Source organism: Bergeyella zoohelcum ATCC 43767, from assembly GCF_000301075.1.
Classification (GTDB): domain Bacteria; phylum Bacteroidota; class Bacteroidia; order Flavobacteriales; family Weeksellaceae; genus Bergeyella; species Bergeyella zoohelcum.
Map to the genome: position 1 here is coordinate 1,803,703 of NZ_JH932293.1, position 21,134 is coordinate 1,824,836.

Genomic DNA, 21,134 nt, shown 5'->3' on the forward strand with positions numbered 1-21,134 from the left:
GAATGGAATATTTCCATATCACCAAACTGCTTATCTGTAATCGTCATTACGGCTACTTTCCCGTATTTAGGAAGCATCATTTTTACTCGTTTTTTATGCACTTCTGCATTTTCTCTACTCGGACAGTGCCTCAAATAGATAGAAAACTGAAATAAAGAAAATCCATCATCTTCCAAGCGTTTTCGGAAGAGATTGGCTGCTTTTTGCATTGCCTTAGTCTCGGTTGGCAAATCGTATAAAACCATTACCCACATAATTCTATAAGCGTTAAATCGTTCGGAATTCATAACATTTTAGGATAAGAAATTTGTCTTTTTTCGCCCGTATAGCATTTGTAAAGAGAGGAAACGGTAGATTTTACCGCAACCAATAGCGGACGCACCTGCTCATCTATTTTCACATCTTTGGTAGCGATTTGCAAAAAATAGGCTTTCGCTTCTTTGGTCAGTTCTTCGGCTTCAGGATTCTTTTCCAACCATCGGATGACCAATAAATCCACAAAAGGACGGTAAGGTTCCATTAGGTCATCTGCCAAGCAGTAAGCATTGTATTTGTTTTTGTGAAAAATCCCCAAAACGGGCAATAAACCTGTTTCTACAATGGCTCTTGCCACGATACTTCTCAATACGGAATAACCAAAATTGAAAAACTGATTGGGCGAATCGCCATAGCGTTCGCGTAAAAAATCGGGATGAATGAGGTATTTCCAATAGTGCTGTGCAGCGATGCCTTCCATATTGCTGGTGTCGCCCGATTTCACTTGGTTGAGATACTCATACATCGGACTGGAGAAAGTTCCAAGTCGTTCCAAAACAGCGGCTTGATTAGCTATTTTGCATTCTATGGTTTGTTTCCACAGCTGTTTTTTGAGCGGTTCGCTGGCTTCTATCTGGTCTTTTATGCGTTGGGAATAAATCGCATTTCCGTGCAACGGTAGCATTTGTCCGTGTGGGAGATGATGGGCATCGCAACTGATAATCACCACATTATTTCCCATCAGCCACTGTATGAGCTGATGGGAAATGGTAATCTGAAAGTGGTCGAGCATCAACAAACCCAAATCTTCTACCGGAACGCTCCCTTTCTCTGCTTTGGTTTCAGGACAAACGATTTTCATCTGTTGGTCTTTCAACTTCAAATACGCTGGATTGCCAATATAAATGGAGCGGTAGAGCATAGATTTCTATTTTTTAATCTCGAAAACACCATCTCTTTCTAAATCAATGAAACCTCCTTCGTAGCCACACTCCCCCATTCTTGGTGAATTTACAACAGGCATCGAAGCATAATCTAAAAAACCTTCACATTCTTTTTCGTGAATTTCAGCACAAGATTCACAGAAAAAATGAGGCTGGTCTTCATACAAATGAGCCACGCATAAATGAACAGCTGGAAGTTTTTTACATTTTTGACAATAAATTTCTAAAGGTTCATTTCTACTCAAAAGCAAAACTTTACTTTTTACCCCCATAGGATATTCTTCTTCCACCTTTATTTGGAGATCTGTTGTAGAACCAAAATCATACTCATATTCCAATACATCACCTTTATTTAAGGCGTCTTTAAGTTTTTTGGACATTCCTAATTTTCCTCCCCCCTTATACGCAAAAGCACTCAAATGACCGCAACAATCCAACCAAATATCCCTCAAAAAACGATCTACTTTTTTCATCGTAGTCTCTCCATCTACCAACAGATAAAGAAAATAATTGGAATTTTTGTAATTAGGATAAGTAAATATTTTTAAAAAATATGATTTTTTATTCTGATCACCTTCCGTTTTTGACAATTCTTTTAAATGCTTTTTGAGGTGGGTATTAATATTACTTTTAGCAACCAACTCTTCACAAAAAAAGCATTTTCCTGTGATATTCAATTCTGCACTCATTATTTTGATTTTTATCTTTTTATTACTTTAACAATATTTCCTAAACGGTCTATTTCGAGTTTAAAACAGTTTTCTTTTATCGATCTACCTTCTACGGTTTCATAGCAATTTTGAGAACCAAATTCAACATCTTTTTTAATAATATCCGCAATAGTATGCTTAATAAAATATATTTGTTTTTTACTAAACTTTTGCACTACATAAATATTTTTACCTCTCTCTTTTAAATCTCCCCAATACTGATTGTATAAAGGGCTTTCTTTATCTAAAATTACCTCTTCATTTTCATTAGGCAAATACACAAAGTCCCCTTGTTTTAAGGTGAATAGTAATTTTGCTTTATTCCTTTCTTCAAAATATTGTCTAAATAACAAATCTTTATCAAAAGTTTTTTTGTCAGGGGCATTTCTAAATTCTTCTTTTAAAAAATTTGTAGCATCAAAAAATGATATGATATCATATAATCTTTTTATTTGTGATGTTTTCTTAGTTTTTATTTCCCCCTCCAGCACAGCAAAAAGGTAATTGTCTCCCGTTTTTACATACAATTTTTCATTAAATGCTTTTTCTCTATCTAATTTTTGTAAAGACAAATCCTCTTCATCTTTTTTCTTTTTATTTTTAGAAGGATCTTTATAATAGATTTTTACAGTAGAAATCGGGGTATGAGGTTTCAATTCTCCTTTTTCATTTCTGTATTGTGCCAATTTATTATTCAAATCCATAATTCCTTCTGCTGAAAAAGCTTCCTCTTTTTTATTATTATACTCTTTCAGATGATTTGCTATAAATCCACTTAAAAAAGGACTAACTATTTTTTGAATATTTTTTTCGGTTGCGAATTTTGAACCTCCAAATTTTGTTAAAGGAATTCTATAGGCTTCTTTTCCTTGTGAAATTCCATACAGTGTTCCTTCGTGCAATTGCCCACGAAGTTTTATTTGCCTATCCCCTGCCTTATTGTATTGCAATAATAGTTTATCTTTCGGTTTATGTGAGATGATAATTTCTTTCAATTTTTGTTCTACTTGTTCTGGAAAACCTTTCCAAGGCATTTCAATAGCTCTAAATTTCTCTATTTGCGTAAAAATTTCTGTTCTTTCATTCTCTGGCAAACTTAAAATTTCTTCCAACAATTCAGAATTAGAACCCTCAAAATTAGGCATAAACTCAGACTTATGCTCCACAAGCCAATCTTGCAAAACTTTATTTAAGTCATTTAATCTTTTTATATGAGCAGGTTCTGTACAAGCCACTATAAGTGCATCAATGGCGTGATGACGATGGTCTATTCTCTTGCTCCATCCTTTAATGATAAGTTTATTTTTTTTATATCTTATATAATTTTCTTTGTATTCTTTTATAAACTCTTCTCTTGTAAGCTCTTGCTCTTCAAATAAAACCTCTTTTTCCTCGTATTCTTTTTTACGAGAATCAAAGTCTTTTTTGTAGTTATCATATTCTGCTTCCAAAAATTTTTCACTCTCTAATAGAGCTTCATATCTTTCTTTTAAAAGTAATTTAAACTTATCTGTTAATCCCCAATGATTTCTAAGATAGTCTGTTATACTCCCTGTGGTTGTCTTAACATTTTCATTCCCTACAATTTTATTTAGCTCTTCTTTTACTCTAATCGCTATGTACTGAGTATCTTTTATTTGTCTTTGTACTGGATCTTCTGGAATAGAAGTTGCCAACAAATTTTTACGCTTTACCCCTGAAAAATATTCATTTACATGAGCTATAAATTGTTCTTTTGTAAAAATAGAATACTTCAAAGAACCTACTTCAAAATACTCCATTGCTGTTCTGTTTGCTTTTTCTTGATTTACAGACTTTTCAGAAATAACTTTATTTGTAAAAGAATCATCAAAATATCTAGATATGGGGATAATATGGTCTACATCATATTTTTCTTTGTCAAACAAATCTGAAAGAGGAATCGGCTGCCCTGTATAAGGAGATAAGTGTCTCTGTGCCTCCCAAAGTTTTACTTTTTCTATATTAGCTAAAGACAATTCTTTTTTGTTTTTTACAAGTGTTTCCTTTATTTTATTGTTTATCGTTTGATTATCTTTGTTCCTTTTATGGATTGTAGCTCGTTCTTTTGCACTATTTTTTAAATCTCTTGCTAGTTCTACTCTTATTTCATTAGGCTTTATACCATAATTTTTCCAAATATCTCTTATAAGAACAAGTGCTTCATTGATTATTTGCTCTACTAAAGGATTTCTTAAGTCTCCTTGTTTTAATAGGTTAATCTCTTTGTAACTTTTATATAACTCATCGTGTGAATATTCTTTAGCGGTATGTTTATCATACACAAGAATAGTTGCAATAGAGTTTCCTACCCCCCCTTCCGAAAGAACGGATTGATTATTGTCTAAATAAGTTTGAGCTGCTTTTGCAAAAGGGTCTTCTACATTTTCATTGAGAAGTTTTAAAATTTTAGATTGTAATTGTTGTGAAAAATCATTATTAAAATACTTTCCTGCCCTTACCAAAGGTAAAATTCTCTCTACCGCTTTAAGACTTAAACTAGAATAAGCTCTCGCAAATTTTATTTTCGATATTCTAATAGCAGTCTCCTCAGCATTATCATCCACAATATTATTACCATATTTATTAATAAATTCTAAGACCTTGGAAGTTCTATCACTCGTCAAATCATATTCATTTCCTTTTTCATTGTAAAGAATATTCCACAATTCTATTTGTCTATTTATAGAATCGAGTCCTAGTACATCCCACAATTCACCCAAGCTTTTTTGAAGTTGCAATTTGGTTTCATTTCCTTTTAGTTTATCTTTAGGACTCATTCCGTTCAAAAAATCAATTCCTTCCCTCAAATCAAACTCTGCTTTTAATTTTTTGAAAATCGCAGAAAAAGTGATTTCTTTTTTATTTTGTAATTCTTCAAAAATCCATTCTTTCAAAGCTGTCGGAATAGGTCTATCAATATACTTATACTTTTTTTCTCCTTTTCTATTCGTTCCTGCCTCTATCTTGGTATTAACAATCAACTTGTTAATTTGTTCCCAAACTTTATATTCTTGAAAAACAGGATGGCTTTTGGCAATAGCTTTTTCATTAGGCTCATATCTACAATCTGAAATCAAATGAGACTGATCTTTCAGCTCTCTCTGATAAAAAACAACTTGATTTTTTATTATATATTTCAATCCTTTTTCAAGTCCCAATTCACGATATTTCTTTTGACTTTCTTTTTCCCCTGGAAAGATAAATGATACTATTTCTATCAATGTCTTCTTGTCAAGGTTTTCCAAAAATGGATAATGTTTCACTTGTTCATTCCAAATGGCTTCAAATTCAGACTCATATCTAGCTCTAAGAATCGTATTGTTTCTAATTTTAGCCCATCGGTTTTCTTTGAGAAGTTCCAATAGAAACTCCGAAATATAGAATTCTCTCCCCATCTCTTTAGATTTTTCTTTGAGTTGGTTTTCTATATTTTCCATTTTCTTTCTCCAATTTGTTTTATTGGGAAGTTTTATGGTTATTGTATCTCCTGATTTACTTGCACTAATATTAATCAGAAGTTCTAAAGAATCTCCTACTTTTATATTTTCTAAAAATGTACTCCCTTCAAAATTTCCTTCTTCTGTTTCTACTATTATTGCTCTCCTATTTAGTTTTTTATTTTTAAAAATTTCTTCCTGAGGTTCACCTAAAAAAACGATTTTAGAAAAAGCTATAAAACTTTTATTTTTCTTATCCTTGCTTTGTTCTTCATCAAAAATGTCTTCCTTTTCAGGTTCAAGACTACCTCCCGCATAGCCTCTAAGTTGGTTATACTTATAAATAATTTTACCTAAATCTTCTAAGCCTACTTTTTCAGTCAAAGCTTTAACTCTAAGACTTACCAAATCAAAAGCTGTAAGCTGTTCCTGTTTTTTGCTTATAGGTAAAATTGTGATTTTGTCTATTTTATTAGGATCTGAAAAATCTTCTTTTAACTTTATTTGACTAGGCAACATATCTAACTTCTGTAAGATATAAATCAGTTTATTTCTTCTTTGCTTATACCTTTTATTAAGTCGCCTTGCTCCTCTATTAGTTCTTCTGTCAGCATTTTTGGTTTGTGCTTGACCTTGCTCAAATTTGCTTAATTCCGCTCCCATGGGAACAATTCTGCTTCCCATTCCAATGATTTTTCCGTATTTTTCTTCGATATTTCTTTCAATCAACGCCCAACCGATAGAGTTGGTCCCCAAATCGAGACCTAGTATGTGTTTCATAGTTAATAGTTTAAAAATTAATGGGTATAAAAATACAAATAAAAAGTTAATTATTTTTGATATTCAATTATTTTTTTCTACCTTTGTGGCAGAAAGCAATTTACAATAAGGATTATTCCGTTGTGAAAACATCTAGTGCCTCGCCTATCTGCGGGGCTTTTTTATGCTCCACTTCTTTACACACTCAAGGGAACAACTACTAACTATAAATCATAACAATAAAAAAAATCTCTATTATTAAAATAATAACAGAGATGATTTTAACTAAAAAACAATTTTAAATTTAGAATGCCCATCGTTCTAGTGCCATTTGAACGGATAATGCAAATACCCCTGAAGAGATGAACATCACCCAATCTTTCTTATTAACTCTGAAAAGAGAAATGGCAAAAAAATGAAGAATGAGAATTACTAAAACAAGAATAATTTGCCCCAATTCCAGTCCGATGTTAAACCCCAAAAGTGGCATCAATAAACTATCTTCAGAACTCATGGCAGCTCTTGCCGTATTTGCGAACCCTAGCCCGTGCACCAAGCCAAAAACTAGTGCCAAAACATAGTTTATCTTAGTAAGCTGCTGGCTTTTCTTCCGAGTAATAATATTGTAAAGTGCAGTGATAGCAATAGTAACCGGTATGACGAATTCTACTACAGCCGTAGGGATTCTAAAAAAATCCATTAAACTGATAGCAAGTGTGATAGAATGACCTACCGTAAATGCCGTAATAAGAATAAGCAACTTTCTCCAATCATCAAATGAAAAAGCAGCTATCAATGCTAGAATGAATAGCTGATGATCCAGTGCATCTGTGGAAATGATGTGTTCCCACCCCAAACTCAGATACAATAAAAAAGAATCTATCATCTGTTTTTTTAGCGAATATACGGAATTTTTCTACAATAAAATTCTTTTTCCATACAGAACCCATTAATATTTCTTATTTTTGTAGATTAGACATATAAGCAAATGCTAGAAAAAAAAGAACACATATACGAAAAAGCCGTTTTAGTAGGCTTAATTACAAAAGAACAAGATGAAGATAAACTCACAGAATATCTAGACGAACTAGAATTTCTCGCCTATACCGCTGGAGCAACTGTAGAGAAAAGATTTACCCAAAAAATGTTGCAGCCTGACTCTAAAACCTTTGTAGGGAAAGGCAAAATGGAAGAAATCCGCGATTTTGTCAAAGAAAACGAAATAGGAACAGTAATTTTCGATGATGAACTTTCCCCTTCTCAGCTTAAAAACTTAGAGCGAGAAATGGAGGTAAAAATCCTGGATAGAACCAATCTCATTCTAGACATCTTCGCCCAGAGAGCCCAGACTTCTTATGCCAGAACGCAGGTGGAACTGGCTCAGTATGAATACCTCTTACCTAGACTAACACGAATGTGGACCCACCTTGAAAGACAGCGAGGAGGAATCGGGATGCGTGGACCTGGGGAAACCGAAATAGAAACTGACCGCCGTATTATCCGTGATAGAATTTCTTTGCTTAAGGAAAAGCTAAAAACCATTGACAAACAAATGGCCACACAAAGAAACAATCGTGGAAAAATGGTAAGGGTAGCACTGGTAGGCTATACCAATGTAGGTAAATCTACACTCATGAATGCTCTTTCTAAATCAGAAGTTTTTGCAGAAAACAAACTATTTGCCACTTTGGATACTACTGTGCGTAAGGTGGTAATTGGCAATTTACCTTTTTTACTTACGGATACAGTAGGATTCATCAGAAAACTTCCTACTCAGCTGGTAGAATCCTTTAAATCCACACTGGATGAAGTCCGTGAAGCGGATTTACTGATTCATGTAGTAGATATTTCTCACGAAAGTTTTGAAGATCATATCGCATCAGTAAATCAAATTTTGCAAGAAATAGACGCCCACAGGAAGCCCATAATCATGATTTTTAACAAAATAGATGACTTCTCCTATGAAAAGAAAGATGAAGATGACCTGACTCCTATTACCAAAAAGAATATTTCACTAGACGAATGGAAAAAAACTTGGATGGCAAAGAGTAAATTCCCTACCGTGTTTATTTCTGCCCTCACCAAAGAAAACTTCCCTGAAATGAAGAAACTCATCTATGATGAAGTACTAAAAATTCATATTTCTCGTTTTCCTTATAATGACTTTTTGTTTGAATACTATGATGATGAAGAGGTATAAATCTCACTATCAAGACGGAGCAAAATTTACTTTGGAACGAAGTAGAATACTTTAAACCTTACCTAGATGTCTTCCACTTTCCCCACGCTTTGCCTTGTAAGAGTAAAAATGGTAAACACAATAAAAACAAAGTTTCACATTAAATTTTTATAACAAAAGAATCACAATGACTGTTACACAAAAAATAGAAGCCCTCAGAAAGGCAATGGCAGAAAATGCCATAGATGCCTTTATCGTATATTCAGCAGATCCTCACCTCAGTGAATACCTCCCTGAAGAATGGCAAGAAAGAACTTGGCTCACGGGATTCACTGGTTCAGCAGGTTTTGTAGTAATTACCCAAGAAAAGGCAGCCCTCTGGACAGATGGTAGATATTTCGTACAAGCAGAAGACGAACTAAAAGGTACAGGTATCACTCTGATGAAAATGGGAGAACCCATGGTTCCTACCTATGAAAACTGGCTTTTAGAGGAGCTTTCCACTGAAAGTACAGTTGCGGTAGATGCAAAAACTTCAGCTCATAGCATTTATAAGCAATTGGAAGAAAAATTGGCCACCAAAGACATTCGTCTCACTTCTTTGCCTTTACTACAAAAAATATGGACAAATAGAGCTACCACTGATGAGGTACATCCTGTATTCATCCAATCCATTGAATGGGCGGGCGTTTCGGCGAAGGATAAAATTTCCGATATCCGTAAGAAAATGACAGAAAACCATGCCGATACTCATATTATTTCAGCATTAGATGATGTAGCATGGACGCTAAACCTCCGTGGTAAAGATGTGGCGTACAACCCCGTTTTCTTAGGTTATATCCTCCTTACTGAAAACGAAAACATCTTATTCATTGACCCTAAAAAAGTGGATTCCATCACTGAAAATTATTTGAAAGAAAATAGTGTCATCATCAGAAATTACGATGACTTTTATGCAACTATTTCCTCACTTTCAGAGAAACGAATTCTCCTTTCGCCCAATTCTAACCAAGAGATTTTCAATTGTGTAAAAGAAAATAACACCCTCATCCCAATGGCTACTCCAGGAAACCTAATGAAAGCTCAGAAAAATGAACAAGAGCTAGAGGGCTTCCGTATAGCAATGCAAAAAGACGGCGTAGCAATGGTAAAATTTCTTCATTGGCTAGATACAAATGTAGGCAAAACCGCTATCACTGAATATTCTATAGGGGAAAAACTAAGAGAGTTCCGTGCAGAGCAGCCTAACTTTGTGGGGGAGAGCTTTGGAAGCATCGTAGGCTATAGAGATAATGGAGCGGTTATCCACTATTCGGCAAAACCCGAAGGTAGTAATGCCATAGAAAAAGATGGAAGCCTTTTAATAGATTCTGGTGGTCAATATCTAGAAGGGACTACAGATATCACCCGTACGGTAGTACTGGGCGAAGTAACAGATGATTTCAGAAAAAATTGGACTTTGGTACTTAAAGGAATGATACAGCTTTCTATGGCAAAATTCCCGAAAGGCACCAAGGGACTTCACTTAGATGCCATTGCTCGGCTACCGCTTTGGAAAGACCAGAAGGACTATAATCATGGTACCGGCCATGGTGTGGGGAGTTTTCTAAATGTCCACGAAGGACCACAAAACATCCGTAAGGATATTAACCTTCAAGACCTGCTGCCGGGTATGGTATGTAGCAATGAGCCTGGCTATTATGTAGAAAAAGAATATGGAATACGGCTAGAAAATCTCATTGCCGTAGAAGAAATTTCAGATAAATTCATGCACTTTGAAACGCTTACCATTTGTCCATTTGATACCCGAGCATTAGACAAATCACTGCTTAACCAAGAAGAAAGAGTATGGCTGAATAATTACCACAGATGGTGTAAAGATAAGCTAGAGAATGATATTCCTGAAGAAATTAAAGATTGGTTTAATGACTATGTACAGCCCATCTAACACTGAAATAGCTACCTTTTTTCGAGGTAGCTTTTTTTACAGGCTTTTGACTTCTGGCTTTTAGCGAATAGCAAATGGCAGCTGGCTTTTAGCAAATAGCGTCTAATCTCTAAATTCTAATTTCCGACTTCTAATTGTACCATCTCTAATTTCCAACCTCTGAATTCTAAAAATTCCAAATAGATGCCTTATTTTTGTGCTATGAATATCCAATTACCAGATAAGCTGTACTATTCCATTGGGGAAGTAGCAAAAGCATTTAATGTAAACACCTCTCTGATTCGTTATTGGGAGCAAGAGTTTGCCATTTTAAAGCCTAAAAAGAATAAAAAAGGAAATAGGTACTTTACGCCTGAGGACATTAAAAACCTCAAGATGATTTATCATTTGGTAAAAGAAAAAGGATACACCCTAGACGGTGCCAAAATAGCCCTAACCACGAATCCTAAAGTATCTGAAACCATGGCAATGATAGACCGACTCACTTTTGTAAAAAATGAGTTATTAAAACTTAAAGCATCTCTAGTAGAGCGTAAAGAAAGCGAATAGCATTCTACTTCTCTTTCTCAGGAATTTTTTGAGTACTAATATCTCCTTTCGCATCATTAAAAGTATATTCTGAAAAATCATCTTTGGCCGTCATTCCCTTAGATGCCATCAGTTTAGAACCATCTTTATCTGTAATATGGACGGTATCATGGGTATAGATTATTTTTTTATCTTGATTCCAATAAATGGTATTCATAGTAAATAGCTGCCCTTCTTGCGTAAGAATTCTTACATTGCCTTTTGCGAAAATAAACTTTTTAAGTTCAATCATTTTGGCATAATTAGCAGAAATTTTCCCTGGCTTATCTGGGTTTTTCCTGTCAAAGTAATCAATATTTATTCCTTTTTTTGCTTCTACAAAAGGCGTATCTATCAGTTCATATTTTTCTATCAAAGGTGCTTTCGCACGAAGTTTTACCATTCCTGAATCTCGCTGAACGATGTAGGCATTTCTTACCACTTGTGAAGGAATATCCTTCCGCTCTATTCCTTTAGTATTATCCAGTGTATTTTCATCACAAGCCATAAAAAATATAGCAAAACCCGAAAGCAATGCTATATTTCTTTTTTGTATGAAAGGTGAAATTTTCATGATAGAATTAGTTGTACACATTTTTCATGAACCAACGGTCTGAGAAATTAAATCCTATTTTCAGATTGATGAAATTTTGGTTGATAAGTTGATTCTGTACCGTTCCTCTTTTACCAAATTCCACTGCTAGATCTACCCCATTGATTCTGTTAATAGAAGAATTTTTAAATGGTAAAGAAACACCTAAAGACAGCCCGAATTCGTTCAGTTCTTTGCCATTAATAGATAATCCTGATTTTTCATAATAAGTACCGAAACGATAAGTAACTCTCTGAAAATAATTTCTGAAATTATTCACATTAGGGAGCATCCATCCCCCTACTGCAAAACGCATCGCATTGTTCACATGAACTGTATTTCCTTGGAAATTAGAATCATATCCTTTTTTATAATCTACCTGTGTACCTACAAACCATTTTAGATTTTTTCCATATCCCGCTCCTAAACTAGCTTGGAAAGGGAAATAATCTTTACCGTCATATGCTGTTTGGCTGAGGATACTTTCATTTTCTTTCGTACCGTATTTATTGTAGAGGTAAGTAGAATTTACATAATTCACTTCTGAAGAGCCTATATTCCCGAATGTAGCCGTAGCACCTAAGATAATTTTCTTATCATCCTCATCGGTTTTTTGATAATTAGCTCCTATGGTAAAATTAAAATTCTTTATTTTATTGGTAGTTTGCTTACCATTTACATACTGTACATTATCAATCACCAACTCATTAATATCTGAAAGCACTCCGAAATAATAGTTAGAACGAAGCCCTAGCCCGATTTCTGGTGTTACCTGATAAGACAGTGCCCCCTGAATAGTGCTAAGAGTACCTTTCCCTTCAAAATAATAGTTTATATTTGAAGTATCTGTAGTCTTAATATTATAGTTCTTAGTAGAATATGGCTGATACCCCATTCCAAATTTCACTTTTTTGGACAATGGAAAAGCGATGACGATATTAGACAAATAACTAGAATGTTTTTTGCCTTTGTAATTTCCTACATTAGAGGTATAAAAATTATTCTCATTAGTCGCCTCAAAACGAATGGTAGAAAGGGCAAAATTAGTATTAGCTGCAGGATTCTGGAAGTTAAAACTATTGTTAAAATCAGAAATATACGCCGTGGTGATTCCTCCAATTCCTGAATGTTCTACCGTATTATCATATTTAATATCTCCTATTCCATAGCCCGCATAGGGAGAGTTTCCTATGGTCTGTGCCGAATAAAGAGCAGCGATGGATACTGCAGATAGTACAAAAAATTTCTTCATTTTGAAATAAATAAGCGTACAAATATCTTAATAATTCATGAATGATGAAAATGAATCATCGGTTAAAGTTTGTTAAAAAGAAAAAAATTATAAGCTAAACTTATTTCTCAGAAAATCTTGTAAAGGCTTTGGGAAGCTAAAATTATCCATTTTATCAAAATCAATTTTCTCAAAATGCTCCATTATGCTCATTTCTTCCAAAGTTTCTTCTGATTTTCTCTCTAGCAAATGAATATTGATAGTCAAATCTTTATGGGTAAACTGATGCCGAACTTGATAAGTATCATATATCATCTCAGAATATTTTTCTGGTATTGAAGAAGGAAATTCATAAAGGGATTTCCAGAATGTCTCTTTTCCTCTTTGCTTTGCCCAAAAAGACTGTCCATCATGCAGAAAAAAATAATCTATCGTTTCTTTTTTCTTTACTATTTTCTTTTTCTTAATAGGAAACTCTAAAACCTTCCCTACTGAATATGCCATACAATCCGTATGAATGGGACATAAAGTACAACGAGGATTTTTAGGAGTACAAATTTCAGCCCCAATATCCATCATAGCTTCATTAAAATCTCCTGCTCTTTCCATAGGCATCATTCGCATTGCGAGTTCTGAGAAATAATCAAAGGCTTTGGACTGAGAAATATCATAATCATCACAAAAAAATCTACTCAGAACACGGTACAGATTACCATCTACAGCAGGATAAGGCTGATTAAAAGCGATGCTCATCACTGCCGAAGCAATATACTTACCTACCCCTTTTAAACGGAGCAATGCCCGATAATCCGAAGGAATCTCTCCTGAATAATCATTCATAATTTGCTGTGCTGCATGATGCAAATTAATAGCTCTACTATAATAGCCTAATCCTTTCCAATATAGCATCACTTCATCTTCTGTAGCCGAAGCAAGATGCTGTACCGTAGGAAAACGCTCTACGAAACGGAGATAATGTTCCATACCTTGCTGGATTCTAGTCTGCTGAAAAATGACTTCTGAAATCCAAATAAAATATGGAGATTTTTCTTCTCTAAAAGGTAGTTTTCTACCATTTTTTTCGAACCAGAGAAGAATTTTCATACCAATGTGTACAAAATCAGGGTATTGTTTGCTTGTTTCCAAAAAATTATTATATATTTGCAGCTCAAAATTAATTGAAAATAATAACATGACAAAGGCAGAATTAGTAAACAGCATTTCTTCCAGACTTGGAACAGAGAAGGCTGAGACTCAAAAAATCGTGGAAGCTTTTATGCACGAAATAAAAAGTGCTATGAGCAATGGTGATAATGTTTATTTAAGAGGATTCGGTTCTTTCATCATCAAAACTAGAGCTGCAAAAACGGGTAGAAACATCTCAAAAAATACAGCTATTGAGATCCCTGCACACAATATACCAGCATTCAAACCAGCGAAAACTTTCAGCGAAAAAATAAAAACGAAAGTCCCTGTAAAGAAATAAATTTCATTAATTAATAACAGATAAAAATATAGAAAAATGCCAAGCGGAAAAAAAAGAAAAAGACACAAGGTGGCTACACACAAGAGAAAGAAAAGAAGAAGAGCAAATCGTCATAAAAAGAAGAAATAATCTTCCTCTATTTTCTTAAGAATAAAAATATAGTTGGTAAATCTAAAATAATAGTCTTACCGACTATATTTGTTTTAAATTACTACTTAACCAAACTATGAAAAAAGAACTGATCGTATCACATGAAGACGGATTTACCAAAATAGCTTTGCTGGAAGATGGTCGTCTTTTTGAATTGCACGAGGAACAAAACGAAACCGACTTCGTGGTGGGAGACTTATTCCTAGGAAAAGTAAGAAAACTAGCTCCTAACCTCAATGCCGCTTTCGTGAACATGGGTTCTGATAAAGATGCCTTCCTACACTACCAAGACCTCGGCCCAGAATACATTACCTACAGAAATTATCTGAAATCTGTGCTTTCTAAAAAACAGCAATCTAGCTCACTAAAAGGCATAGAAATTCAGCCTAAAATAGATAAAAACGGAACCGTAGATAAAGTTTTAGCAAAAGATGATGTAGTCTTACTTCAAATTACCAAAGAACCTATCTCTACTAAAGGTCCTAGAATCTCTACTCAAATCTCTCTTACTGGAAGATTTATGATTCTCATCCCTTTTGATAACAAAGTTTCGGTTTCCAAAAAAATAAAAGATATTGAAGAAAAAAAACGCCTCAAAACCTTAATAGAAAGCATTAGACCTGAAGGTTTTGGCGTTATTATCCGTACTGTAGCCGAAGGTAAAAAAGTGGCAGAACTGCATAATGACATGCACCAACTGGTAGAAAAATGGGAAGCTACATTTAAAAAAATTCAAACCCAAAAAATACCAAGCAAAGTACTCAGCGAGGAAAATAAAGCCTCTGCCATTCTGAGAGACAATTTCAATGCAGACTTCGTAAGTATCATTTGCGATGATGAGAAAATGGTAAATGATATGAAAAACTACATTGATGTCATTGCTCCAGAAAGAAAAAATATCGTCCAGTTTTATGACCATCATATTCCTCTTTTAGAGTATTATAATGTAGAAAAGCAACTGAAACAAAGTTTCGGAAAGCATGTGAATATCCCGAGCTCTAAAGGCGCTTACTTAGTGATAGAACATACTGAGGCACTGCATGTAATCGATGTAAATTCAGGACCTAATCTGAATGCCAATACCAATAAAGACCACGGACTGAATATCAATAAAATGGCAGCCACAGAAATAGCTAGACAGCTCAGGCTGAGAGATATGGGAGGCATCATTGTGGTAGATTTTATAGACATGCCGAATCCTGAGCATAGAAAATTACTCTATAATCACCTCAAAGAAGAAATGAAAAGGGATAAAGCAAGACATAAAATACTTCCTCCAAGCCGATTCGGACTGATTCAGATTACTAGACAAAGAAATAGACCGGAGAAGCAAATCGATACCAAAGAGGAAAACCCTAATAAAGGAGATGAGATTTTGGCACCTATTGTGATTGTGGAACAGATGGGAGATGCCATCAGAAATACCATGCAAACAGAAAAAAGCCGTCTTTACCTCCATGTACATCCTTTCCTAGAGGCGTATCTTACCAAAGGGCTAAATAGTTTACAGATGCGATGGTTCTTAAAATACAAAAGATGGATTACCATCGTTCCGAGAGATAGCTTTAAATATTTGGAATATCGTTTATATAATAATAAAAAAGAAGAACTCGTTGCCTATTCTAATTAAATTATGGTTCATTTTGGTAAAAATTTCATTGAGCATATTCAGAAAATTGCACTCCCAGGGGAAGAGGCACACTGCATCTATTCCCCGCCGTATCGTCCTCTGCTCACCTATGAAGAAATTCTAGAAAGGAACCCGAGATTTGCTGCGGTAAACATTGTGCTGTATTGGAAAAATGGCAAATGGTACATTCCACTGATGCTGAGGACTTCACATGAAAAAGATAAACATAGCGGACAGATTTCCCTACCTGGTGGAAGTAAAGAAGAGACAGATAAAGATTTTGCTGAAACTGCACTTAGAGAAACTGCCGAAGAAATAGGCATAGAAAGGCATTACATTAAAATCATCCGAGAGCTTTCCCCACTCTATATCCCTCCAAGTAATTTCTATGTAAAAGTTTTTCTATCCTTTACCAAGAAAAACCCTCAGTTTCACCTTCAAGCATCAGAAGCCGAAAAGCTCATCGCTTTTCCAGTGGAAAATCTACTGCACCTTCCAGAAACTCCTTTAGAAGCTACATTCAGTACTTCTAGAGGACTGAATGTCCCATACATCCCTATTGAGGAACATAAAATATGGGGAGCTACTTCCATGATTTTATCAGAGCTCAGCCTAATGATTAGAAAAATGTAAATTTGCAAAGAATTATGGCAAAGAAAAATATTTTTACAGATGCTTTTGGGACGCCTTATTTCCTAAAAAGAATGGTCATCTTCATCTTAGGAATGGTTTCATATAGAAGGTTTAATGGGTTTAACAAACTGAAAATAAGCGGCTCTGAAAATCTCATTAACCTCCCAGACACCAATGTGCTTTTCGTATCCAATCACCAAACTTATTTCGCAGATGTAGCCGCTATGTACCACGCTTTCTGTGCAGTAAATAATGGCTACATGAACACCATTAAAAACCCTGTATATCTGCTGAATCCTAAAGTAGATTTTTACTATGTAGCAGCGGAAGAAACCATGAACAAGGGTATCCTAGCCAGAATATTTAAAATAGCAGGTGCCGTAACCGTAAAAAGGACTTGGCGTTCCGAAGGTAAAAATGTCAATCGTATGGTGGACATGAATGAAGTAGACAATATTATGAAAGCCCTAGATAACGGATGGGTAATTACCTTTCCACAAGGGACTACCTCTGCTTTTGCCCAAGGAAGAAAAGGAACTGCAAAACTGATAAAGAAACAAAGACCCATTGTTATCCCAATAAAAATCAATGGTTTCCGTAGAGCTTTTGATAAAAAAGGTCTGAAAATAAAAGTAACAGGAGTACAGCCTACCATGGAGTTTAAAAAACCTCTAGACATAGACTATGACAATGAGTCTCCACAAGAAATTCTAGAGAAGGTAATGTATGCCATAGAGCAAACAGATGAATTTAACCTCCTCCATGAATACGATAACGAACTAAAAAACAAAAATAATTCTCAATAATACCTCATCATGCACTTAGAAAATATTCATGCCACAAAGGTTTTCATCCCTAAAAAAATTCAGCATACTATAGGAAATTTATCTGAATTTTGTGAAATAAATTTTTCTTTTGCAAACGAGTATGATGAAAACGCTCATGCAGATTTTGTGTTTTTTACGGAAGAAAATGCGATAGACAATATCAAATTTAACATCGCATTTATAGAAAATATAGACCAAACGGTTGCCATAGAATCTGGAGGGATAGCCATTGTACCTGAAAATATAGAAATTCAATATACAGCACTTCACCAAGAAGATACTTTCCAAAGAGTACTCTCCTACCCTATTACCCTTTTCTCAGAGGGGGAAAATCACATCGATATTGGTACCGATTGGGGAAACATTACGCTTCCCGAAAACCAAAAAGCCATTGCTCAAAATTTCTCTGGAATCCAGCTTCTCGCTTCACAAATAGGCATTTATGAAGATGCTTTTTATGAATTTTTCCTTTCCTATTAAAACTACTGAGACAATATATATATATAGTTTTTCTTGATAGTTTTTAAATGATTTAAAATCTACTAAATCAAAATAAAATTACGCATATATTATTAGACCGTAAAATACAATATTTTTTAGCTGAAAATTCTATTTGAGATGCTTTACCAAAGTACTAAAAAAATTTGGCAAAGTGCTTTAAAAGCATATTAAAACTGAGGGAATTTAAGCGAAATAAAACATCCAAATAAGCTGAATAATATAGATGCTATCCTTCTATAAAAACAGCCTTATTTAACCAATCATCTTTCCTCAAATTTTACAAAACCCCACTCGTTTTTCTTTTAATAAAAAAGTTCATTGGTATTCTATTCTACCAATACTCTAAATTTTTATTATTTTATATTACCTACTATCCTTTTTTTTATTAAATTTGCTTCTTTAAAATATCATACATTACTGCAATAATGGACAAATTTTCATTTTTGAATGCTGCACATTCACAACTTATCGAGGATTTATACCAACAGTACAAAAGGTTTCCTGATACAGTAGAACCCTCTTGGAAAGCCTTTTTCCAAGGTTTTGAATTTGGATTAGAGAGCTATGGTGAAACAGAACTTTTCCCCGTAGAGACGGCGGCTCCTGCTTCATCGCAAACTGTAACTCAGTATGCCAATACCCAAGTTAATAGCGGTGCAATTTCTGAAGACATAAAAAAAGAATTTAATGTTATCAATCTCATCGAAGCCTACCGCTCTAGAGGACACCTATTTACAAAAACAAATCCCGTAAGAGATAGAAGAACTTATGAACCTACTTTGGCAATAGAAAATTTTGGACTTTCTAAAAATGATTTGTCTAAAAAGTTCAATTGTGCCACGGAGATAGGAATGTCTGGGCCGGCATCGTTACAGGAAATTATTGATAGATTAGAAAAAATATACTGTGCCTCCATCGGTTCCGAATACATGCACATCAAAAATGTGGAGGAAAAACTTTGGATTCGTCAGTGGTTACAAAAAAATAACAACCAAGCAGACCTTTCAGCAACAGATAAAACAGAAATCCTTAGAAAACTCAATCAGGCTGTTGCTTTTGAAAACTACCTACATACCAAGTTTGTAGGTCAAAAAAGATTCTCCTTAGAAGGTGGTGAATCTCTCATTCCTGCCCTTGATCAGCTTATTTCTACTTCATCCAAACTCGGGGTAGAAGAAGTGGTGCTGGGAATGGCACACCGCGGAAGGCTTAATGTACTTACCAATATTTTTGGAAAATCATATAAAGAAATTTTTTCTGAGTTCGAAGGAAAAGAATTTGAAGAAGATGTATTCTCTGGGGATGTGAAATACCACCTTGGGGCGTCTAAATCCATCACTACTGCCTCTGGTGAGTCTGTAAAAATTAACCTTACCCCGAACCCTTCTCACCTAGAAACGGTAGCCGCTCTGGTAGAAGGAATATGCAGAGCAAAAGTAGATATTGAGTACAATGACTATGGAAAAGTACTTCCTATAGTCATCCATGGGGATGGGGCTATTGCAGGACAAGGTATTGTATATGAAATCGCACAAATGATGACCCTAGATGGGTACAAAACAGGAGGTACTGTACATATCGTAGTAAATAACCAAGTCTCTTTTACTACTAATTATTTAGATGCTCGTTCTTCCACTTATTGTACAGATATAGCAAAGGTAACGGACTCTCCTGTAATGCATGTGAATGCAGATGATGTGGAAGCAGTAGTGCATGCCATTCGTTTTGCAGCAGAATTTAGAGCGAAATTCGGAAAAGATGTATATATAGACCTTCTGGGATATAGAAAATATGGACATAATGAAGGGGATGAACCTAGATTTACACAGCCTAATCTCTACAAAACCATTTCTAAACATCCGAATCCAAGAGAAATCTATAAACAAAAACTGGTAGGAGATGGTATTTTATCTGAGGATACTCTCAAAAAAATGGAAACCGAGTTTAAAGCACTTCTTGATGTAGATTTTGACGAGTCTAAGAAAATTGAGAAGAATGCTATGGCGATTTTCATGGACAAAGTTTGGGAAAAATACCCTTTCAAAAAAGAGAAAAAAATCACGGATACATTTGATACGAAATTCAATGTAGATGAACTGAAAGCGCTTGCCATCCAAATTTCCACACTTCCAAAAGATAAAAAATTCATCAATAAGATTACCCGTCTATTTGATAACAGAGTAAAAATGGTGGAGGGCAATAGCCTAGACTGGGCAATGGCTGAACTCCTTGCCTACGCATCTCTCCTTAAAGAAGGATATAATGTAAGAATCTCAGGAGAAGATGTAGAAAGGGGTACATTCTCTCATCGTCATGCCGTAGTAAAAACAGAAGATAACGAAGAAGAATACACGCCACTGGCACAGGTAAGAGGTGGAAAATCTTTCCAAGTATATAACTCCCACCTTTCAGAATATGGTGTTTTAGGTTTTGATTATGGATATGCTCTCGCAGCACCAGAAACATTAACCATTTGGGAGGCTCAGTTCGGTGATTTTACCAATGGTACTCAGATTATTGTGGACCAATATTTAGTGGCGGCTGAAGAAAAATGGAAAATTCAAAATGGTTTAGTAATGCTTCTCCCTCACGGATCTGAAGGACAAGGAGCAGAGCACTCATCAGCAAGGCTAGAGAGATTCTTGACACTTTGTGCCAATGATAATATCATCGTAGCCAATATTACAGAACCTGCCAACTATTTCCACCTGCTTCGCAGACAAATGAAGTTCCCGTTCAGAAAACCTTTGGTAGTAATGTCTCCTAAGTCATTGCTCCGTCACCCTAAAGTAGTTTCTCCAGTAGAAGATTTGGCAGAAGGACAATTCCAGCCTATATTGGATGACAAAAATGCCAATCCATCGGAAATTAAAAAACTCGTACTCTGTTCAGGAAAACTTTATTACGAACTATTGGCAAAACAGGAAGAACTGAATGATAAGTCTGTAGCTATTGTAAGATTAGAGCAGCTTTATCCACTCCAAATGGATCAAATAGAAGAAATACTGAATAAATACAACCAAAGAACAGAGCTTATTTGGGCTCAGGAAGAACCTGAAAATATGGGAGCATGGAACTATATTCTCCGCAACTTCAGAGATACAGGCATCCAAGTAATCGCTCCAGTACCGAGTGGTTCACCTGCTCCAGGAAGCCATAAAATGTTCGAGAAAAACCAAAATAGTGTAATCTGTAGAGTATTCGGTGTAGATCATGCACCTACAGAAAGACCTGTAACAGCTTAATTAAATTAATAATAAAAAA

17 protein-coding genes are annotated in these 21,134 nt (G+C 34.9%); 9 read left to right on the top strand and 8 right to left on the bottom strand.

Features of this window, described 5'->3' with window-relative positions:
* From cas2 to HMPREF9699_RS08325, 5 genes are all read right to left on the bottom strand, one after another.
* The coding region (gene cas2, locus HMPREF9699_RS08305) for a CRISPR-associated endonuclease Cas2 (protein WP_002664043.1) at window positions 1-287 on the bottom strand (287 nt) is incomplete at its 3' end.
* Window positions 284-1,177: a type II CRISPR-associated endonuclease Cas1 gene (gene cas1 / locus HMPREF9699_RS08310; RefSeq protein WP_002664045.1), complete on the bottom strand. Its 894-nt coding sequence runs from the start codon at window positions 1,175-1,177 to the stop codon at window positions 284-286. The genes cas2 and cas1, both read right to left, overlap by 4 nt.
* 6 nt (window positions 1,178-1,183) lie before the next feature.
* The gene (locus HMPREF9699_RS08315; protein ID WP_002664047.1) at window positions 1,184-1,888 is read right to left on the bottom strand and encodes a hypothetical protein; all 705 of its coding nucleotides are present in this window, start codon (window positions 1,886-1,888) and stop codon (window positions 1,184-1,186) included.
* Window positions 1,889-1,899: 11 nt separating this feature from the next.
* A complete protein-coding gene (gene cas9 / locus HMPREF9699_RS08320) occupies window positions 1,900-6,147 on the bottom strand; it encodes a type II CRISPR RNA-guided endonuclease Cas9 (protein WP_002664048.1) in 4,248 nt (1,415 codons plus the stop codon).
* A gap of 283 nt (window positions 6,148-6,430) precedes the next feature.
* Window positions 6,431-7,012, bottom strand: a complete 582-nt coding sequence (locus HMPREF9699_RS08325) for a HupE/UreJ family protein (RefSeq protein WP_002664050.1) — start codon at window positions 7,010-7,012, stop codon at window positions 6,431-6,433.
* Window positions 7,013-7,114: 102 nt separating this feature from the next.
* Here HMPREF9699_RS08325 and hflX point away from each other — a divergent pair, with 102 nt between their 5' ends.
* From hflX to HMPREF9699_RS08340, 3 genes are all read left to right on the top strand, one after another.
* The gene (gene hflX, locus HMPREF9699_RS08330; RefSeq protein WP_002664051.1) at window positions 7,115-8,326 is read left to right on the top strand and encodes a GTPase HflX; all 1,212 of its coding nucleotides are present in this window, start codon (window positions 7,115-7,117) and stop codon (window positions 8,324-8,326) included.
* Window positions 8,327-8,492: 166 nt separating this feature from the next.
* Window positions 8,493-10,253 (top strand): aminopeptidase P family protein, encoded by a 1,761-nt coding sequence (locus HMPREF9699_RS08335; RefSeq protein ID WP_002664052.1) that lies wholly within the window; start codon window positions 8,493-8,495, stop codon window positions 10,251-10,253.
* A 201-nt stretch (window positions 10,254-10,454) separates the two neighbouring features.
* A complete protein-coding gene (locus HMPREF9699_RS08340) occupies window positions 10,455-10,802 on the top strand; it encodes a MerR family transcriptional regulator (protein ID WP_172539697.1) in 348 nt (115 codons plus the stop codon).
* Between the two features lie 4 nt (window positions 10,803-10,806).
* Here the strand turns inward: HMPREF9699_RS08340 and lptC are convergent, their stop codons facing one another.
* The 3 genes from lptC to mutY form a co-directional block, all read right to left on the bottom strand.
* Complete coding sequence (lptC, locus tag HMPREF9699_RS08345; RefSeq protein ID WP_002664054.1) at window positions 10,807-11,394, bottom strand: LPS export ABC transporter periplasmic protein LptC; 588 nt, start codon at window positions 11,392-11,394, stop codon at window positions 10,807-10,809.
* A gap of 7 nt (window positions 11,395-11,401) precedes the next feature.
* The gene (locus tag HMPREF9699_RS08350) at window positions 11,402-12,664 is read right to left on the bottom strand and encodes a porin family protein (protein WP_002664056.1); all 1,263 of its coding nucleotides are present in this window, start codon (window positions 12,662-12,664) and stop codon (window positions 11,402-11,404) included.
* A gap of 87 nt (window positions 12,665-12,751) precedes the next feature.
* Complete coding sequence (mutY, locus tag HMPREF9699_RS08355) at window positions 12,752-13,747, bottom strand: A/G-specific adenine glycosylase (protein ID WP_260182282.1); 996 nt, start codon at window positions 13,745-13,747, stop codon at window positions 12,752-12,754.
* An 88-nt stretch (window positions 13,748-13,835) separates the two neighbouring features.
* On the opposite strand from mutY, the gene HMPREF9699_RS08360 reads away from it, so the two are divergent.
* From HMPREF9699_RS08360 to HMPREF9699_RS08385, 6 genes are all read left to right on the top strand, one after another.
* Window positions 13,836-14,129 carry an HU family DNA-binding protein gene (locus HMPREF9699_RS08360; RefSeq protein ID WP_002664058.1) on the top strand — a complete coding sequence of 98 codons (294 nt, stop codon included), beginning with the start codon at window positions 13,836-13,838 and terminating at the stop codon, window positions 14,127-14,129.
* 226 nt (window positions 14,130-14,355) lie between these two features.
* Window positions 14,356-15,909, top strand: coding sequence for an Rne/Rng family ribonuclease (locus HMPREF9699_RS08365; RefSeq protein ID WP_002664059.1), 1,554 nt, complete (start codon window positions 14,356-14,358; stop codon window positions 15,907-15,909).
* 3 nt (window positions 15,910-15,912) lie between these two features.
* Window positions 15,913-16,542: an NUDIX hydrolase gene (locus HMPREF9699_RS08370; RefSeq protein WP_002664060.1), complete on the top strand. Its 630-nt coding sequence runs from the start codon at window positions 15,913-15,915 to the stop codon at window positions 16,540-16,542.
* 14 nt (window positions 16,543-16,556) lie between these two features.
* Window positions 16,557-17,348, top strand: coding sequence for a lysophospholipid acyltransferase family protein (locus tag HMPREF9699_RS08375; protein WP_002664064.1), 792 nt, complete (start codon window positions 16,557-16,559; stop codon window positions 17,346-17,348).
* 9 nt (window positions 17,349-17,357) lie between these two features.
* Complete coding sequence (locus tag HMPREF9699_RS08380; protein WP_002664065.1) at window positions 17,358-17,849, top strand: hypothetical protein; 492 nt, start codon at window positions 17,358-17,360, stop codon at window positions 17,847-17,849.
* A gap of 446 nt (window positions 17,850-18,295) precedes the next feature.
* On the top strand, window positions 18,296-21,115 hold the full coding sequence (locus HMPREF9699_RS08385; protein ID WP_002664066.1) for a 2-oxoglutarate dehydrogenase E1 component: 2,820 nt from the start codon (window positions 18,296-18,298) through the stop codon (window positions 21,113-21,115).
* Window positions 21,116-21,134 lie beyond the last annotated feature (19 nt).

What these genes read in the sequence shown, in the direction of transcription:
- cas1 (WP_002664045.1), bottom strand. Translation starts at nt 1,177, where the DNA reads ATGCTCTACCGCTCCATTTATATTGGCAATCCAGCGTATTTGAAGTTG.
- HMPREF9699_RS08315 (WP_002664047.1), bottom strand. Translation starts at nt 1,888, where the DNA reads ATGAGTGCAGAATTGAATATCACAGGAAAATGCTTTTTTTGTGAAGAG.
- cas9 (WP_002664048.1), bottom strand. Translation starts at nt 6,147, where the DNA reads ATGAAACACATACTAGGTCTCGATTTGGGGACCAACTCTATCGGTTGG.
- HMPREF9699_RS08325 (WP_002664050.1), bottom strand. Translation starts at nt 7,012, where the DNA reads ATGATAGATTCTTTTTTATTGTATCTGAGTTTGGGGTGGGAACACATC.
- hflX (WP_002664051.1), top strand. Translation starts at nt 7,115, where the DNA reads ATGCTAGAAAAAAAAGAACACATATACGAAAAAGCCGTTTTAGTAGGC.
- HMPREF9699_RS08335 (WP_002664052.1), top strand. Translation starts at nt 8,493, where the DNA reads ATGACTGTTACACAAAAAATAGAAGCCCTCAGAAAGGCAATGGCAGAA.
- HMPREF9699_RS08340 (WP_172539697.1), top strand. Translation starts at nt 10,455, where the DNA reads ATGAATATCCAATTACCAGATAAGCTGTACTATTCCATTGGGGAAGTA.
- lptC (WP_002664054.1), bottom strand. Translation starts at nt 11,394, where the DNA reads ATGAAAATTTCACCTTTCATACAAAAAAGAAATATAGCATTGCTTTCG.
- HMPREF9699_RS08350 (WP_002664056.1), bottom strand. Translation starts at nt 12,664, where the DNA reads ATGAAGAAATTTTTTGTACTATCTGCAGTATCCATCGCTGCTCTTTAT.
- mutY (WP_260182282.1), bottom strand. Translation starts at nt 13,747, where the DNA reads ATGAAAATTCTTCTCTGGTTCGAAAAAAATGGTAGAAAACTACCTTTT.
- HMPREF9699_RS08360 (WP_002664058.1), top strand. Translation starts at nt 13,836, where the DNA reads ATGACAAAGGCAGAATTAGTAAACAGCATTTCTTCCAGACTTGGAACA.
- HMPREF9699_RS08365 (WP_002664059.1), top strand. Translation starts at nt 14,356, where the DNA reads ATGAAAAAAGAACTGATCGTATCACATGAAGACGGATTTACCAAAATA.
- HMPREF9699_RS08370 (WP_002664060.1), top strand. Translation starts at nt 15,913, where the DNA reads ATGGTTCATTTTGGTAAAAATTTCATTGAGCATATTCAGAAAATTGCA.
- HMPREF9699_RS08375 (WP_002664064.1), top strand. Translation starts at nt 16,557, where the DNA reads ATGGCAAAGAAAAATATTTTTACAGATGCTTTTGGGACGCCTTATTTC.
- HMPREF9699_RS08380 (WP_002664065.1), top strand. Translation starts at nt 17,358, where the DNA reads ATGCACTTAGAAAATATTCATGCCACAAAGGTTTTCATCCCTAAAAAA.
- HMPREF9699_RS08385 (WP_002664066.1), top strand. Translation starts at nt 18,296, where the DNA reads ATGGACAAATTTTCATTTTTGAATGCTGCACATTCACAACTTATCGAG.